The 13,882-nt window shown below is 61.9% G+C and carries 15 protein-coding genes; 6 read left to right on the top strand and 9 right to left on the bottom strand.

All coding sequences use genetic code 11. The features are described from left to right. Positions 1-81 precede the first annotated feature (81 nt). Positions 82-549, bottom strand: a complete 468-nt coding sequence (locus tag ACS92L_RS07970; protein ID WP_438768292.1) for a GNAT family N-acetyltransferase — start codon at positions 547-549, stop codon at positions 82-84. A 104-nt stretch (positions 550-653) separates the two neighbouring features. Between ACS92L_RS07970 and yejK the strand changes: the two genes are divergently transcribed. Continuing rightward, positions 654-1,646, top strand: a complete 993-nt coding sequence (yejK, locus tag ACS92L_RS07975; protein WP_438768294.1) for a nucleoid-associated protein YejK — start codon at positions 654-656, stop codon at positions 1,644-1,646. A 2-nt stretch (positions 1,647-1,648) separates the two neighbouring features. Here yejK and ACS92L_RS07980 read toward each other — a convergent pair whose 3' ends face one another. Beyond that, positions 1,649-2,167, bottom strand: coding sequence for a nucleoside deaminase (locus ACS92L_RS07980; RefSeq protein ID WP_438768296.1), 519 nt, complete (start codon positions 2,165-2,167; stop codon positions 1,649-1,651). Positions 2,168-2,340: 173 nt separating this feature from the next. Between ACS92L_RS07980 and ACS92L_RS07985 the strand changes: the two genes are divergently transcribed. The 4 genes from ACS92L_RS07985 to cyoD are packed head-to-tail and all read left to right on the top strand — an operon-like array spanning position 2,341 to position 6,462. After that, positions 2,341-3,375: a cytochrome ubiquinol oxidase subunit II gene (locus ACS92L_RS07985; RefSeq protein WP_438768297.1), complete on the top strand. Its 1,035-nt coding sequence runs from the start codon at positions 2,341-2,343 to the stop codon at positions 3,373-3,375. Then, positions 3,372-5,477 (top strand): cbb3-type cytochrome c oxidase subunit I, encoded by a 2,106-nt coding sequence (locus tag ACS92L_RS07990; RefSeq protein WP_438768298.1) that lies wholly within the window; start codon positions 3,372-3,374, stop codon positions 5,475-5,477. The genes ACS92L_RS07985 and ACS92L_RS07990 overlap by 4 nt, the downstream gene beginning before the upstream one ends. Then, positions 5,474-6,118 (top strand): cytochrome c oxidase subunit 3, encoded by a 645-nt coding sequence (locus ACS92L_RS07995; protein WP_438768300.1) that lies wholly within the window; start codon positions 5,474-5,476, stop codon positions 6,116-6,118. Before ACS92L_RS07990 ends, ACS92L_RS07995 begins: the two co-directional genes overlap by 4 nt. Continuing rightward, complete coding sequence (cyoD, locus tag ACS92L_RS08000; protein ID WP_438768302.1) at positions 6,115-6,462, top strand: cytochrome o ubiquinol oxidase subunit IV; 348 nt, start codon at positions 6,115-6,117, stop codon at positions 6,460-6,462. The genes ACS92L_RS07995 and cyoD overlap by 4 nt, the downstream gene beginning before the upstream one ends. 69 nt (positions 6,463-6,531) lie before the next feature. Here cyoD and ACS92L_RS08005 read toward each other — a convergent pair whose 3' ends face one another. From ACS92L_RS08005 to ACS92L_RS08020, 4 genes are all read right to left on the bottom strand, one after another. After that, positions 6,532-7,374 (bottom strand): putative RNA methyltransferase, encoded by an 843-nt coding sequence (locus ACS92L_RS08005; RefSeq protein ID WP_438768304.1) that lies wholly within the window; start codon positions 7,372-7,374, stop codon positions 6,532-6,534. Then, positions 7,371-8,534, bottom strand: coding sequence for an N-methyl-L-tryptophan oxidase (gene solA / locus ACS92L_RS08010; protein WP_438768305.1), 1,164 nt, complete (start codon positions 8,532-8,534; stop codon positions 7,371-7,373). The genes ACS92L_RS08005 and solA overlap by 4 nt, the downstream gene beginning before the upstream one ends. Beyond that, entirely contained in the window at positions 8,531-9,808 is a 1,278-nt protein-coding gene (locus ACS92L_RS08015) for a dicarboxylate/amino acid:cation symporter (RefSeq protein ID WP_438768306.1), read from the bottom strand. Before ACS92L_RS08015 ends, solA begins: the two co-directional genes overlap by 4 nt. Positions 9,809-9,905: 97 nt before the next feature. Then, positions 9,906-10,667 (bottom strand): alpha/beta hydrolase family protein, encoded by a 762-nt coding sequence (locus tag ACS92L_RS08020; RefSeq protein ID WP_438768308.1) that lies wholly within the window; start codon positions 10,665-10,667, stop codon positions 9,906-9,908. A gap of 231 nt (positions 10,668-10,898) precedes the next feature. Between ACS92L_RS08020 and ACS92L_RS08025 the strand changes: the two genes are divergently transcribed. After that, complete coding sequence (locus tag ACS92L_RS08025) at positions 10,899-11,417, top strand: lysozyme inhibitor LprI family protein (protein WP_438768310.1); 519 nt, start codon at positions 10,899-10,901, stop codon at positions 11,415-11,417. 10 nt (positions 11,418-11,427) lie between these two features. Here the strand turns inward: ACS92L_RS08025 and phnE (ACS92L_RS08030) are convergent, their stop codons facing one another. From phnE (ACS92L_RS08030) to phnC, 3 genes are read right to left on the bottom strand one after another with little or no spacing between them, the layout of a single operon-like run. After that, complete coding sequence (gene phnE / locus ACS92L_RS08030; RefSeq protein WP_438768312.1) at positions 11,428-12,240, bottom strand: phosphonate ABC transporter, permease protein PhnE; 813 nt, start codon at positions 12,238-12,240, stop codon at positions 11,428-11,430. Beyond that, positions 12,237-13,043: a phosphonate ABC transporter, permease protein PhnE gene (gene phnE / locus ACS92L_RS08035; RefSeq protein WP_438768314.1), complete on the bottom strand. Its 807-nt coding sequence runs from the start codon at positions 13,041-13,043 to the stop codon at positions 12,237-12,239. Before phnE (ACS92L_RS08035) ends, phnE (ACS92L_RS08030) begins: the two co-directional genes overlap by 4 nt. Further along, the gene (gene phnC / locus ACS92L_RS08040; RefSeq protein ID WP_438768315.1) at positions 13,040-13,855 is read right to left on the bottom strand and encodes a phosphonate ABC transporter ATP-binding protein; all 816 of its coding nucleotides are present in this window, start codon (positions 13,853-13,855) and stop codon (positions 13,040-13,042) included. The genes phnE (ACS92L_RS08035) and phnC overlap by 4 nt, the downstream gene beginning before the upstream one ends. Positions 13,856-13,882: the final 27 nt, after the last annotated feature.

A 13,882-nucleotide genomic window follows, 5' to 3' on the forward strand; every position in this document is an offset into this window, starting at 1 on the left:
GCCGGCGCCAGGTCCTCGGCATCGATGTAACCCTGCGCCTGTGACCGGGGTGCAAGACGAAAATCTGATCCAGCCCTGATGTCAACCGATCGGGCCACGCGCCATCTCCAGCAGCGTGACCGCTACCCCCTGATAATACCCCTGACGCCGGCCCACGCCATGAAAGCGCAGGGATTGATACAACCTGATCACTGGTACATTGGAAGCCACCACCGCCAGTGTGACGCTCTCCCCCATTTGAGCGAGTGCCGCCGTCATCAATGCCCGCCCGACCCCCTTGCCGCGCACGGCAGGATCCACCAGCAGACCCACGATATGGCTTTCCCGCCAGTAGATAACGCCGACAGGCTCCGCGTCACCGATCATTAACAGCGCCTCGCAATCACTAAAAGCCTTCAAACGTGACTCATCAAAAGGTAACGGTATAACCGGAAACCGTTCGAACCCGTTCGGCTCGAAGCGAAACTCATCGCCCTTGGCGCTGAAATACAGCGCGGCAAGAGCGTGGAAATCCTCTCGTCGATAGCGACGAATATCAAAGTGCGTCATGGCCCCATCATGTCGCTCCCGGGGCATGGCACACAAGGCGTCATACTGCCCCTGAGGCCCTTGTCGCGTTATCATCGCGCCACATTTTCTGCCGGATCATTGTCATGCCGATTCTTCAAAGCATCGTCCATCACCTCGACAAGTCCGCCGACGACCAGAACGCGACACTCAGCGCCTCAAGCGCCCCCATGGCCGAATCAGCGGCGATGGAGAGCCTGCTCAACCATTTCAATGCGACCTTCAACGGCAAGACGCGAGGCTGGGGCCATTTCAACGATGGCGAAGCACAAAGCACCTTTGCCCACGCGCTGAGCGACTATCTGGCCGGCAACCGGGACTTTGTCGACTTTACCCGGCAAAGTGGTGAGGGCTTTCGCGCGCTGATCGATGAGCACCTTCCCACCGGCGGGCCGCTGCTGTTTGTCCATGCCCGTCAGGGCGAGGCCGAATTTCTGACCGTGGCGCTTTTGCACTATCGCGAAGGCTTTACGATTGACGAGCAGCTCAACGTCACCACGGCTCGCCTGCTCAATCTGAGCCAGATGACACTGGCGGTGCGCATCGACCTGACCCAGTGGCAGGCCGGTCAGTCAAAGCAATACATCGCCTTTACCCGCGACCGCGGCGGCAAAAAGCTCAGCGAGGATTTTCAGGCGCTGCTGGGCTGTGTGGAGGGCGTGGACTCGACCAGCGAAACCCGCACCCTGCTCAAGGCCTTCAGCGACTTTGTGGAAAGCGAGTCGATGGACGAAACGCAAAGCCGCGAGAAGACCGACGCGGTCATCGACTATGCCAGCGACCAGTCAAAAAACGGCGAGTCGATCACGCTCGAGGAATTCTCCAGTCTGGTAGATGACGAACGCCCGGACGCCTTTTACGACTACATCCGCAACAAGGATTACGACCTCTCCCCGGAGATCCCGCCGGACAAGCGCACCCTGCAGCAGTTTCGCCGCTTTACCGGCCGCGCCGGCGGCATGTCGATCAGCTTTGACTCGCACCTGCTGGGCGACAGCATCGAATACAACGAAGCCCAGGATCGGCTGATCATCAAAAAGGTGCCCGACAAGCTGAAAGCACAGCTTCTCGACAAATAAAGCTAGCGCTCGAACGACCCGGAGGCCGGCAGGATTTTGCGATGCGTCCCACGATGGCGCCGCTCATGCAGCGCCCGCACGGCCGCCACCAGTGCGGGCACCGGCCCTTCAACGACGACCCCGGGGGCGATCTCGCCGATCGACAGCATCTGCACGGGCGCGGCCGGCGCACCAAACTGCGCAAGCCACTTGCCCAGCTGGGCTGACGAGCTGATAAACACGATACGCCCCAGCCCCGCCCAGGCATGGGCGGCGGCACACATCGGACAGTGTTCACCGGAGGTATAGACCGTGGCCTCGGCGCGCGCCTCGGGTGTCATGTGAGCGGCCGCCCAGCGTGCCAGTACAAGTTCCGGATGTTCGGTGGCATCCCCCGTCACCACCCGATTGCGCGCCTCCTTGACCACCCGGCCACTGCCATCGACCAGCACACTGCCGAAGGGGTCGTCGCCGGCCCTGAGGGCCTCGCGCGCCAGTGCCACACAGCGCTCGAGATGCTTGCAAGCCTCTTCATCGATCATTTGATCCACTTCCTTCCCTGATATTGAGACGCAGCGAGCGGGCACAAAAAATGCCCCGTTCGTAACCTTCAGTAATGATTAAGTGACAAAGCCCGTCTATAGTGATGCCCCGAATCAGGGCGCCGTCGAGGTATACCGAACTATCTCGCATCAAGGATCGAGGAGATATGTCCGTGTCAGGACAAGGAAAACAGCCGCACCGCTCGGTCAAACGCTACGCGCTGCCCGTGTCGCTGGCCCTGCTGTCAGGCTGCGATACCGGCATGCCCGGCTTCATGAACCCGCAGGGCCCGATTGCCGAGGCGCAGCGGCACCACTTCTGGGTGGTCATCGCACTGGTCATGATCGTGGTCATCCCGGTCATCATACAGACACCGCTGATCCTGTGGCGCTATCGCTACCGCGGTCACGCCGTTTATCGCCCGAAATGGTACATGTCGCGCTGGCTGGACATCATCATGTGGGCGGTACCGGTGCTGGTGGTGGTCGTTTTGAGCGTGTATGTCTGGCGCCAGACCCACGAGCTTGACCCCTACCGCCCCATTGCCGGTGACCGGCCGCCGCTTGAAATCCAGGTGGTGGGCTACGACTGGAAATGGCTTTTCATCTATCCCGAACAGGGGATTGCCACGATGGGCCAGCTGGTCATCCCGGTGGACCGCCCAATCTCCTTTGAGCTGACTTCGGGTACGGTATTGCAGTCGTTTTTCATTCCAGCGCTGGGCAGTCAGATCGACGTCATGAACCGCATGGTGACCCGGCTGCATCTGAAGGCGGATCACCCGGGCCGCTTTGAAGGCAAGAACATGCAGTACAACGGCGAGGGCTTCCACCGCCAGCGCTTTATCACCCGCGCCGTCGATGACAAGGCCTTTGATGACTTTGTCCGGCGCACCCGCCAGCAGGGTCGAGCGCTGGATCAGAGCGCCTACGAGATCATCGCGCAAAAGGGAGACAATCGCGATGTGGCACGCGAGCTCGGGCTCGACACCCGCGACACCGACGCGGTCATTCGCTTTTCACCGGTGCCGCAGGGGCTTTTTCACATCATCATGAACGGCTCGCCCATCGACTGGTCGGCGCTTGACGTCCCGCCGCCGCAGCTCAGTGCCACTCGTACCAGCGTGCCCCCGACACCGCCGGATGAGACATCCTCTTCCCTTGATCCGAAATCGCCCTCTCATGAGCGCAAGGAGGCGCAGCCATGAGCGATGCAACCCACATGATATTCGGTCGCCTTGACTGGGACGCGCTGCCCTTCTGGCCCATGCTGGACGACCACTCTCCCATGACGCTGATCAACGGTGTCATCGCCACCGGCGCCGCCGGCATGGTCGTGATCGGCGCACTGGCGGCCGTTGTACTGGTCACCTGGCTGGGCAAATGGAAGTACCTGTGGTCCGAGTGGTTTACCAGCCCCGATCACAAAAAGATCGGCATCATGTTCATTGTGATTGCGCTGGCCATGCTGGCCCGCGCCATCATCGAGGCCGTGTTCATGCGCGCCCAGCAGGCAGTCGGGCTCGACAGCGGCTTTTTGACCGCCGAACACTTCGGGCAGCTTTTTACCACCCACGGCACCATCATGGTCTTTTTCATGGCGATGCCGTTTCTCACCGGCATCATCAACTATGTAATGCCGCTGCAGATCGGTGCGCGGGATCTCTCCTTTCCGGTGCTCAACCAGGTCAGTCTGGGCCTGACCGCGGCGGGTGCGGCGCTGGTGATGATCTCGCTGGTACTGGCGCCCTTCTCGATCGGCGGCTGGACCGGCTATCCGCCCTTTACCGAGCTTTCCTATAACCCCGGTGCCGGGGTGGACTACTGGATCTGGGCGGTGACGCTGTCGACCCTGTCCTCGACCCTGACCGGCATCAACTTCGCCGTGACCATCTTTAAAAAGCGCGCCCCGGGCATGACGCTTTTTCGCATGCCGCTGTTTACCTGGACGGCGCTTTGCACCGCGATTCTGATGATCTTTGGCATGCCGCCGCTGACCGTGGCCACCGGCCTTCTGGCGCTGGATCGCTATCTTGACTTTCACATGTTCACCACCGATCTGGGCGGCAACATGATGAACTACGTCAACCTGTTCTGGGCGTTTGGCCACCCCGAGGTCTACATCCTGATCCTGCCGCCCTTTGGCATCTTCTCCGAAGTCTTTGCCACCTTCTCCGGCAAGCGCATCTACGGCTATAAAATTCTGGTGATTGCGACCCTGTGCATTGCGGTGCTCTCGTTTACCGTCTGGCTGCATCACTTTTTCACCATGGGTCAGAGCGCGCACATCAACGCCGCCTTCGGCATTGCCACCATGCTGATCGGCATTCCTACCGGCGTTAAGGTCTATGACTGGATGCTGACCATGTATCGCGGGCGCATCCGGTTGTCGGTGCCCATGGTCTATGCCATCGGCTTTATCATGCTGTTTGTCCTTGGCGGCATGACCGGCATCATTCTCGCCACGCCCAGCGTGGACTATCAGGTACACAACTCGCTGTTTCTGGTGGCGCACTTTCACAACATGCTGATCCCGGGGCTGTTGTTCGGCATGCTCAGCGCCACCAACTTCTGGTTTCCCAAGGCCACCGGCTTTCGACTGGAAGAGCGCTGGGGCTATCGGGCGGCCTTTTGCTGGATTATCGGCTTCATGCTCGCCTTCTTTCCGCTCTACGTACTGGGCATGATGGGCATGCCGCGTCGCTCGGTGGCGTATTTCGAGCCACAGTACCTGCCCTGGATGATTACTGCCTTCATCGGCGCCCTGGTGATTCTGTGCGCGCTGTTGTGCCTTTTGATCCAGCTGTGGGTGAGCATTCGCGACCGTCACGCCAACAACGTCTTCGCCGGCGACCCCTGGGATGGCCGGACGCTGGAGTGGTCCACCGCCGCCCCGCCGCCGGAATACAACTTCCCGGTCATCCCCGAGATCTACAGCCTGGATGCCTTCATGACCGAAAAGGACCGCGGCCAGGGCTGGCAGGCGCCAAACCGGTATGACGATATCGAGATGCCGGCCAACAGCGCCCTGGGCGCGGTCATCGCCGCCACCAGCCTTGCCATGGCGTTTGGCCTGGTCTGGCATATGTGGTGGCTGGTGATTGGCGCAGGGCTTTTGACAATCGTCGCCGTGATCGCCCGCGGTTTTGTACGTCATACCAGACGCACCATCCCGGCCTGTGAGGTGCAGCGCACCCACGAGCACTGGCTTTCGCAGGTCAGGCAAACCACGCCCATCAAACGCTCACACGAGCAGTCCACTGCCAATCATGGCGTGCCCGTGCCACCCATCGAGGGCGCCGTACAATGAACTCGACCACGACGCACACCCCTGAAAGCAATCGTCGCCATCCGGGCCTCAACCTGGGGCCGGGCCACACTCAGGAAGAGGACACCCGCGAGGAGATGGTGTTCGGTTTCTGGGTGTTCATGATGAGTGATCTGATCATCTTCGGCCTTTTGTTCGCCACTTACATCACCATGCTGGGTGGCACGGCCGGTGGCCCCGGGCCAAAGGATCTTTTCGAGATACAAAGCGCCTTTATTCAGACCATGATCCTGCTGGCCAGCAGCTTTACCTTCGGCATGGCCTCTTTGGCGCTCAAATACCGCGAAGACCGGATGCGGCTGGTACTGTGGCTTCTGGTCACCCTGGCGCTGGGCATCGCGTTTTTGCTGTTCGAGCTCAAGGATTTTCATACCATGTTCGACAAGGGCGGCGTGCCCTCGCGCAGCGGCTATCTGTCGGCGTTTTTCTCGCTGGTGCCGCTGCACGGCCTGCACGTGACCGGCGCCTGTCTCTGGCTGGTGGCGCTGCTGGGTCAGATGGCCGTTCACGGTCTGGACGCGCCGGTAAAAACCGGTCTTCTGCGCCTGGCGATTCTCTGGCACTTTCTGGATATCGTCTGGATCGGCATCTTTTCACTGGTCTATCTCGGGGGGCTGTCATGAGCGCGCGCCAACTCAACGAGCGCCAGACCCGCGAGTGCCAAAGCGAGCAGCGCAGCTATCTGTGGGGGTTTGGCCTGGCACTGGTACTGACGCTGATCCCCTTTGGACTGGTCGCCTTCACCGATGTCGAGCGTCTGACGGTGTGGATCACGATCGGCCTCTGCGCACTGGTGCAGGTCGTCGTACACCTGCGCTTTTTCATGCACATCACGCTTGCCAGCAACAAGCGTGAGGACCTGCTGCTGATTCTTTTCACCGTGCTGATTCTGGTCATTCTGTGCGGCGGGACGCTGTGGATTTTGTTTGATCTCTACCAGCGCATGCTACCCAACATGATGCCCTGAAAAAGCGATCAAGCAGGTGCTGGACGCATCACGCCCCGCCGGGCAACCGGGCAGGGTGTGGAGGGCCTTTCAGAGGCGCCGGCTGCTTCTGAGCTGCACGTCGACTGTGATATCAAGCCGGGTAAGAGCCTCGGCCTTCGCCCGCCCTTCGGCGCTCGCCCGGTAAAGGTGCGGCGTCATCATCAGCAGGTCCGCAATCTCCTCGGCGCACTCCAGCGAGCGTTCGTAACGCACGGTCTCAACGCCATCTTCAAACGCAAAACCCGGCGCCGGTGCCTGACGCGCCTCGCGGGGCGGCTTGAGTGTCGGGTAGATGATTTCACGCAGTTCAATCAGATGGTCCGGCCCGGCCTCGACCTCCAGAAGCAATCCACCGGGTTTGAGCACACGGGCGAACTCGGCAGGCGTGGGGAAACCAAACATGCACAGCACCACATCCAGGCTCTGATCCGGCACGGGGAGTGCTGCATTACTGCCGACCACCCACTGCATGCGCCGGTCGCGGCCGGCAGCGGCCTGCACCGCCCACTTGGAGATATCCAGTCCCAGCAGTGACAGCCGGCGGGTAGATGCGACATCGGCCAGCGCGCGCAGGTAATAGCCCTCACCGCAGCCGGCATCAAGCACGGCCAGCGACTGATGCGCCGAACCATGGGAAAGCACGCATCGGCTGACGGCCTCGGCGACGCCCTGGTAGTGCCCGGCCTCCAGAAAACGCCGTCGCGCCGCGATCATGGCGCGGCTGTCGCCCGGGTCGCGGGAGCGCTTGTTCTGCACCGGTAGCAGGTTGACATGGCCCTGACGTGACACATCAAAACTGTGACCCTGCGGACAGCGCCAGCCACTTTCGGTACGCGACAGCGCCGCCCCGTCCAGCGGGCAGGTCAGCGACATCACAGGCGCAATCGTCATGACGGCTGATCCTGTGAGGGTGACCAGCGCGACAGACCAAACAGGGCCAGCTCCGGCAGGCGGCACTGTTGATCGAGCCAGAGCCCCAGCGCCTCGCCCAGCGCACTGGCAAACTTGAAGCCGTGACCGGAAAAGCCGCCGGCCACGATCAGGCCGGGCAGCGGCTCGTCGATCAGAAAGTGCTCATCGGGCGTGCGGATGTACTGACACACCGCGCCAAAGCGCAGCGCGCCAACACCGGGAAAGTAACGATCCACCACCTGCTGAAGCTCGCTCACGTCATCTTCCAACTCACCAAACCCGGGCATCGCCTCGCCGGGCGGCAGCGGCTGGCCGCTGTCGTGACGGCCCATCTTGAAACCGGCCCCGTCGATGTCGGGAAAGCCATAATAGACGGCGCCCCACGGCGTGGTCAGGCTGAAACCAGGAAAATTCGCCGTGTCATAGCGCGCATCACCGTCATACCAGGCAAAGGTCTTTCGCACCCGGGTGAGCGGCAACTCGATCCCCAGCCCCGCCATCAGCGGCGCGATGTGCTGACCGGCAGCAAGCAGCACGCGCTCGGCCACAAAGCGCCTCCCGTCGGCGCAGTGTGCCTCCCAGCCGCCCTGCTCACCGGCGTCAATGCGAATCACCTGCGCACCGGTGGCCAGCGAGACGTTCGGGCAGCGCTCAACGCGGGCGCGCCAGCACTTGAGAATGCGCTCGACATACAACACGCCGGCCTCAGACTCGAACCCCCCGTGCATGGTGTTATCCAGTGCCCAGCCGGGCCAGCGCCGGGCGAGCTGATCACCACTCAGGCTGTCGAGTGCCAGCCCGTACTGCCGGGCGCTGGCCGCGACCTGCTCAACGAAGGGCGCCCCGAGCGGGCCGACATTGACCACCCCGGTGGGCAGAAACAGCGTTTCGCCGCTTTCCACTTCGAGCTGTTTCCAGAGCTCGAGCGCGCGGCGGGCCAGCGGCACGTAGCTGCTGCCCTCGCCGTAGGCCTGACGCAGCAGCCGCGTCTCGCCGTGATGCGCGCCCTGATCATGCGGCGGACTAAAGGCATCCAGCAGCTGCACGCTGGCATCACTATGGTGAGCCAGCCAGTCGGCGGTGGCCAGACCCATGCTGCCGGCGCCGATGATCAGATAGTCGGTGGTCACGGTCGTCACAGCCGGGGCTCCATTTTATTGGACTCGGCGGGGCCGTTTTTCGCTTTTGACACCGCCTTGCGTTCCTTGCGCTCGCTGCGCGCGATCAGCGCCGTGCCAGCCAGATCCCCGGTGACGTTGAGCGCCGTACAGCCCATACCCACCAGCGCATCGATGGAGGTCAAAAGCGCCACGGTCTCGATCGGCAGGCCGACCTGTGAGAACACGGTCGCGATCATCACGATACCTGCCCCCGGTACACCCGCCGTGCCGATCGAGATCAGCGTCCCGATCAGCACGATCTGCGCCATGGTGGCAATATCCAGCGGCACGCCCATCACGTTGGCGGCAAACACCGCCGAGATGGCGATACGGATCGCCGCGCCGTCCATGTTGATGGTGGCACCCAGCGGCAGGCTGAAGCCGTACAGCGACTGCGGCAGCCCCATGCGACTGGCCGCATTGAGACTCAGCGGCAGCACGCCGGAGCTGCTCTGGGTGGCAAAGGCCGTCGCCATGGGCGTGCGGGCCTCACGAAAGAAATCGCGCAGACGCACACCAAAAAGCTTCATCAGTACGCAGTAGACCAGCAGATGCACGCCCAGCGCGATATAGAGCACCATCACCATGTCACCCAGCGACAGGATGGTTTCAAGCCCCTGCTGGCTGACCGTGTTGGCAACGATGGCGAACACGCCAATCGGCACCACGTGCAACACGCCCGCCATCACCTTCATAGTCACGGCGTTAAGCCCCTCCAGCAGACGATAGAGGTGATCGCCCATGTCGCGCTGGGCGCCACCGGTGCGCATGAACAGCAGCGCCAGGCCAAACACCACCGCGGTAAAGATAATGCCCAGCAGATTGGGTTCGGCAAACGCCGAGACGATGTTGCTGGGTACGATGTTCAACAATACCTGCACCAGTCCCGGATTTTCCGGCACGCTGACGCTGGCACTGGTGTCCAGCGTCAGGCCCTGCCCGGGATTAAAGAGTGTGGCCACCGCCAGCCCCACCATGATCGCCAGCGCCGTGGTCACCACATAATAGAGCAGCACCTTGCGCCCGATCCGCCCCATGCTGCCCACATCGGCCTGGTTGATGCCCACCATCAGGGTAAAGAGCACGATGGGCACGATCAGAAACTGCAAAAGGCGCAGCAGCAGATCGCCCAGTGGCGAAAGCCAGGTAACGTACTCGCCGCCAAACAGCCCGGCGACCACACCCAGCACCAGCGCCAGCGTTACGCGCAGGATCAGGGAAGCCTTGAGATAGGCGCGAAACAGGGTTTTCATCAGACATCCTTGAAGACGGGAAACAATCTTGACCACAGCGTCGACCACTCGCCGGGCGCGGCTGGACCGGCAGCCGCTTTGCTCTGCTGGGCGGGGATTATGCCATTAACGTACGGGCAAGAAAGTGCAGTAACCGTGCATGATAGTCATTTTCGGCCGCATCGCCGGGGATATGGTCCTCGCCTGCCATGTAGACCACCTCCGGCGTTCGTCCGTGCTGTCTGAGCCGAGCCTCCAGCCGGCGCGTCATGGCGACCGACCACATGGTATCCGCCGTACCATGGCTTAAAAAAAGATCGCCCTCATAACGCTCGATCTCGATTGGCGTGGTCGGCAGCAGCGACTCACTGCTGCCGCGCCATGTCCAGGCGCGCGACGCACCATCCCATGCCTGCCAGCCCGGGTCACCGCTGTCCCGAAAAACACGACCGTCGAAACCGCCACAGATGACATCCGGCGGCGCATGCACCGCCACGCAGTCAGGAAGACCTTTGACACCCTCTCTTGCCATCAACGAGGTTACCAGCAGCGCATGCTCGGCCCCTCTCGAGGCACCATAAAGCCCCACGCTCGGCCCGGCAAAGGGGAAACCCCGCAGCGCATGAAGGGCCGCCACGGTCCGATCCAGCGGCACCTCAATGATCTGACCGGCATTCCACGCGTTGCCGCCCACGGAGTAGCCCAGCGGAAAGGCCAGAAATCCATGAGCGGCCAGCATCACGGCCTGACGATGACTCCAGCCCGACCAGGCCCCTTCGGAGCCATGCAGCAACATGACGGCCGGAAACGGCCCATCGCCGGCCGGCCCGTAGGTGGTGCCCCAACCCGAAAGCGGGCGGCGAACAATGACAGGCTGCATGCTGTCTCCCTTTAAAGGCGCCTCGTACGTCCGGCACGCTGCTGCTTCCGAGCCGGCCCGACCAGCCAGCCCCTGCTAATAAGTGACGGGAAATACATCTCTGGCAGTGGCCTCAACATTCTGACTATCAAAATTCGATTATATTCAGCTTTTCGGTTATGCAGTGCGCATAACAAAAGCAACCGGCTCAGACAAAATGTCCTTCCTGACTCAGGGTTAATGGAGCAAGCAATGAAAAGCATAAAAAGAATGACCGTCATACAGAAACACTGGCGTCGCCCCTTCGTCACTATTGGCGCGTTTGCGTTTGTATTGTTGAGTACCCAGTCAAATGCTGAAGAACATGGAATAGATATTTTTAAACAGTGTGGTATGGAAGTTCAAACCACCGTGGACATGTCTTCATGTCTTGCGGTAATTGCCACATCTGCGGATGAAGAGCTCCAATATTACATTGAGACTGCTCAGAAGGACCTGGACGCGAGCTATCGCGAGTATTCCGACAGCATGGAAAAAATCGATCTATCGGAAGAAAACAGGCACTGGGAAGAATACGTCAGGCTTTATTGCGGGCATGTTTATCACTCTTTTGGCACGGGGACGTTAAGAGACCCCGCCGCAAGAATGTGTTTTATAGATCTAACCCGGCAAAGAACACACCGTATCTGGACAGACTTTTTGGCCCGCCCCCATGCCGACGAGCCTGTCCTTCCCGAACCCTCTACTGAACAGTTTGGGACTGTAGGTTAAACGTCCCGACCTAGATAATCGCCCGTCGAATCCGCGCCGAGACCCATTCGCTGATCACCACCGTGCCCAGAATCAGCAAAAGAATCATGGTGACCTGCGGCCAAGCCAGCACGTTGAGCGAGGCCTGTAGCTTGAGCCCGATGCCGCCGGCACCGACCAGCCCCAGGATCGTGCTTTCGCGAATATTGATGTCCCAGCGAAAGACCGAGATGGCGCAAAACGCCGGCAGCAGCTGCGGCATGTAGGCGTAGTTAAGCACCTGGGCGCGCCCGGCGCCGGTGGCGGCAATCGCCTCGATCTGGCGGGCGTCAGTCTCCTCGATCGCTTCATACAACAGCTTGGCCACAAAGCCGATCGAGCGCAGCGCAATCGCCACGATCCCGGCGAGCAGCCCGGGACCAATGACGGCAACCAGCAACAGCGCCCAGATCAGCGAGTTGATCGAGCGCGAGGTCACGATGATAAACAGCGCGATCGGGCGCACCAGCGTCACGCTCGGGGTGGTATTGCGCGCGGCCAGAAAGGCGACCGGCACGGCCATGATGACACCGCCCAGCGTGCCCAGCGTGGCGATATTGAGCGTGCCCCACAGCGGCGCCATCAGCTCGGGCAGATACCCCCAGCGCGGTGGCACCATACGGCTACCGATATCAGCCGCCTGCGCCGGGGCATCCAGCACGAACGCCCAGATGGTGTCTTGGGTCATCACCTGCCAGCACCAGACAAACAGCGCCACCAGCGCCAGCCAGCCGACCCAGAGCAGCAGCTTCGTGCGCGGCGTACGCCACTGCCACAGCTGCGAGTAGTGTTGTGGCTCGTTCATTGCACCCATTTCCTGACCAGACCCGAGGCGTACTCCGAGACCATCACGATGGCGATGATGATCAGCAAAATCGCGCCGGCGCTGTCGTATTCGTAGCGGTCGATTGCCGTGTTGAGCGTCGCGCCGATGCCGCCGGCGCCGACGATGCCGATCACCGCGCTTTCGCGAAAGTTGATATCGAGACGATAAAGCGAGAGCCCGATCAGACGCGGCAGCACCTGCGGCTCGACGGCGTAGTTGATCATCTGCCACCAGGAGGCGCCGGTGGCGCGTATGGCCTCAAGCTCCGCCGCCCTGGCCTCTTCGATGTCATCGGCCAGCAGCTTGGCCAGAAAGCCGATGGTGGCAAAGGCCAGCGTCAAAAAGCCGGCAAAGGGGCCAAAACCGAACATTGCCACCAGCAGGATGGCGATAATGATCTCCTGCAACGAGCGGCTGACCGCAATGATCGAGCGACACGCCAGATAAACGGGCCGCGGCGTCAGGTTGCGCGCCGCGCCGATGCCGATCGGGATCGAGATGGCAATGCCGACCACGGTCGAGGTCAGCGTCATGGTCAGGCTCTCGCTCAGCCCCTGCACAATATCGCGCTGACGGCTGACAAAATCCGGCTGTAGAAAGCCCATCACGAAGCGCTGCCCGCGCTCCAGGCCGATACTGACCCGCTGCCAGTCCACCTCCAGAGAGCCAACGGCCAGCACCAGGTACACCACGGCCGCGACAGCCAGCCCCCATCGCCAGCCCGGATGCTGGATGATCTGCGGCGGGCGCTTCCAGCGGCGCGGATAGTTCGAGACGCTCATGAGGCCAGCACTCGCGCCTCGGCGATGGTCGGTTCGGGTGGCGCGTCATCGGCTTCCGGCGCGGCCGGCTGCCAGTCTTCCTCGCCGTAGATGTGCGTCAGCATGGCCTCATCGAGCGCGGCCGGTGTGCCGTCAAAGACGACTTCCCCGGCGCGCAGGCCAATCAGGCGCTGCACGAACTGCTTCGCCAGCGGCACATCGTGGATGTTGACGATCGCCGGCAGGTGGCGCTCGGCGCAGATATCGGTGAGCAACCGCATGATCTGGCGGCTGGTGCGCGGATCAAGACTGGCGGTGGGCTCATCAATGAGCAAAAGTTCCGGCTCCTGAGCCAGCGCGCGGGCAATGCCAACGCGCTGGCGCTGGCCGCCGGAGAGCGCATCGGCGCGCTTGTTGGCGTGCGCCATCAGGCCCACGCGATCCAGCAGCGCCCAGGCGCGCTGAATGTCCTCGCCCGGAAAGCGACGCGTCCAGCTGCGCCAGAACGGCACATAGCCGAGCCGGCCGGAGAGCACGTTCTCCATGACGGTCAGGCGCTCGACCAGGGCGTACTCCTGAAAGATCATCCCGATGCGCCGACGCTGGGTGCGAAGCCCGGCCCCACCCAGTCGGGTGAGATCGATATCGCCCAGCAGCACCTGGCCGGCCGTGGGCTCGACCAGCCGGTTGATGCAGCGAATCAGCGTGGACTTGCCGGCCCCCGAGGGGCCGATCAGCCCCACGATCTCCCCGCCCGGCACGCTAAAGGACACCTCGTTTAAAGCGGTGTCACCGGTGCGATAGGTCTTGGACAGTCCCTTGAGAGTCAGCATGACGCGCCTCCGTGAGTGGCGGCCGGG

The organism is Kushneria halocnemicola, from assembly GCF_965650455.1.
Taxonomy (GTDB): domain Bacteria; phylum Pseudomonadota; class Gammaproteobacteria; order Pseudomonadales; family Halomonadaceae; genus Kushneria.

Bases quoted from the DNA above. Each gene is read 5' to 3' on its own strand.
- ACS92L_RS07970 (WP_438768292.1), bottom strand. From the start codon at position 549: ATGACGCACTTTGATATTCGTCGCTATCGACGAGAGGATTTCCACGCT.
- yejK (WP_438768294.1), top strand. From the start codon at position 654: ATGCCGATTCTTCAAAGCATCGTCCATCACCTCGACAAGTCCGCCGAC.
- ACS92L_RS07980 (WP_438768296.1), bottom strand. From the start codon at position 2,167: ATGATCGATGAAGAGGCTTGCAAGCATCTCGAGCGCTGTGTGGCACTG.
- ACS92L_RS07990 (WP_438768298.1), top strand. From the start codon at position 3,372: ATGAGCGATGCAACCCACATGATATTCGGTCGCCTTGACTGGGACGCG.
- ACS92L_RS07995 (WP_438768300.1), top strand. From the start codon at position 5,474: ATGAACTCGACCACGACGCACACCCCTGAAAGCAATCGTCGCCATCCG.
- cyoD (WP_438768302.1), top strand. From the start codon at position 6,115: ATGAGCGCGCGCCAACTCAACGAGCGCCAGACCCGCGAGTGCCAAAGC.
- ACS92L_RS08005 (WP_438768304.1), bottom strand. From the start codon at position 7,374: ATGACGATTGCGCCTGTGATGTCGCTGACCTGCCCGCTGGACGGGGCG.
- ACS92L_RS08015 (WP_438768306.1), bottom strand. From the start codon at position 9,808: ATGAAAACCCTGTTTCGCGCCTATCTCAAGGCTTCCCTGATCCTGCGC.
- ACS92L_RS08020 (WP_438768308.1), bottom strand. From the start codon at position 10,667: ATGCAGCCTGTCATTGTTCGCCGCCCGCTTTCGGGTTGGGGCACCACC.
- ACS92L_RS08025 (WP_438768310.1), top strand. From the start codon at position 10,899: ATGAAAAGCATAAAAAGAATGACCGTCATACAGAAACACTGGCGTCGC.
- phnE (WP_438768312.1), bottom strand. From the start codon at position 12,240: ATGAACGAGCCACAACACTACTCGCAGCTGTGGCAGTGGCGTACGCCG.
- phnE (WP_438768314.1), bottom strand. From the start codon at position 13,043: ATGAGCGTCTCGAACTATCCGCGCCGCTGGAAGCGCCCGCCGCAGATC.
- phnC (WP_438768315.1), bottom strand. From the start codon at position 13,855: ATGCTGACTCTCAAGGGACTGTCCAAGACCTATCGCACCGGTGACACC.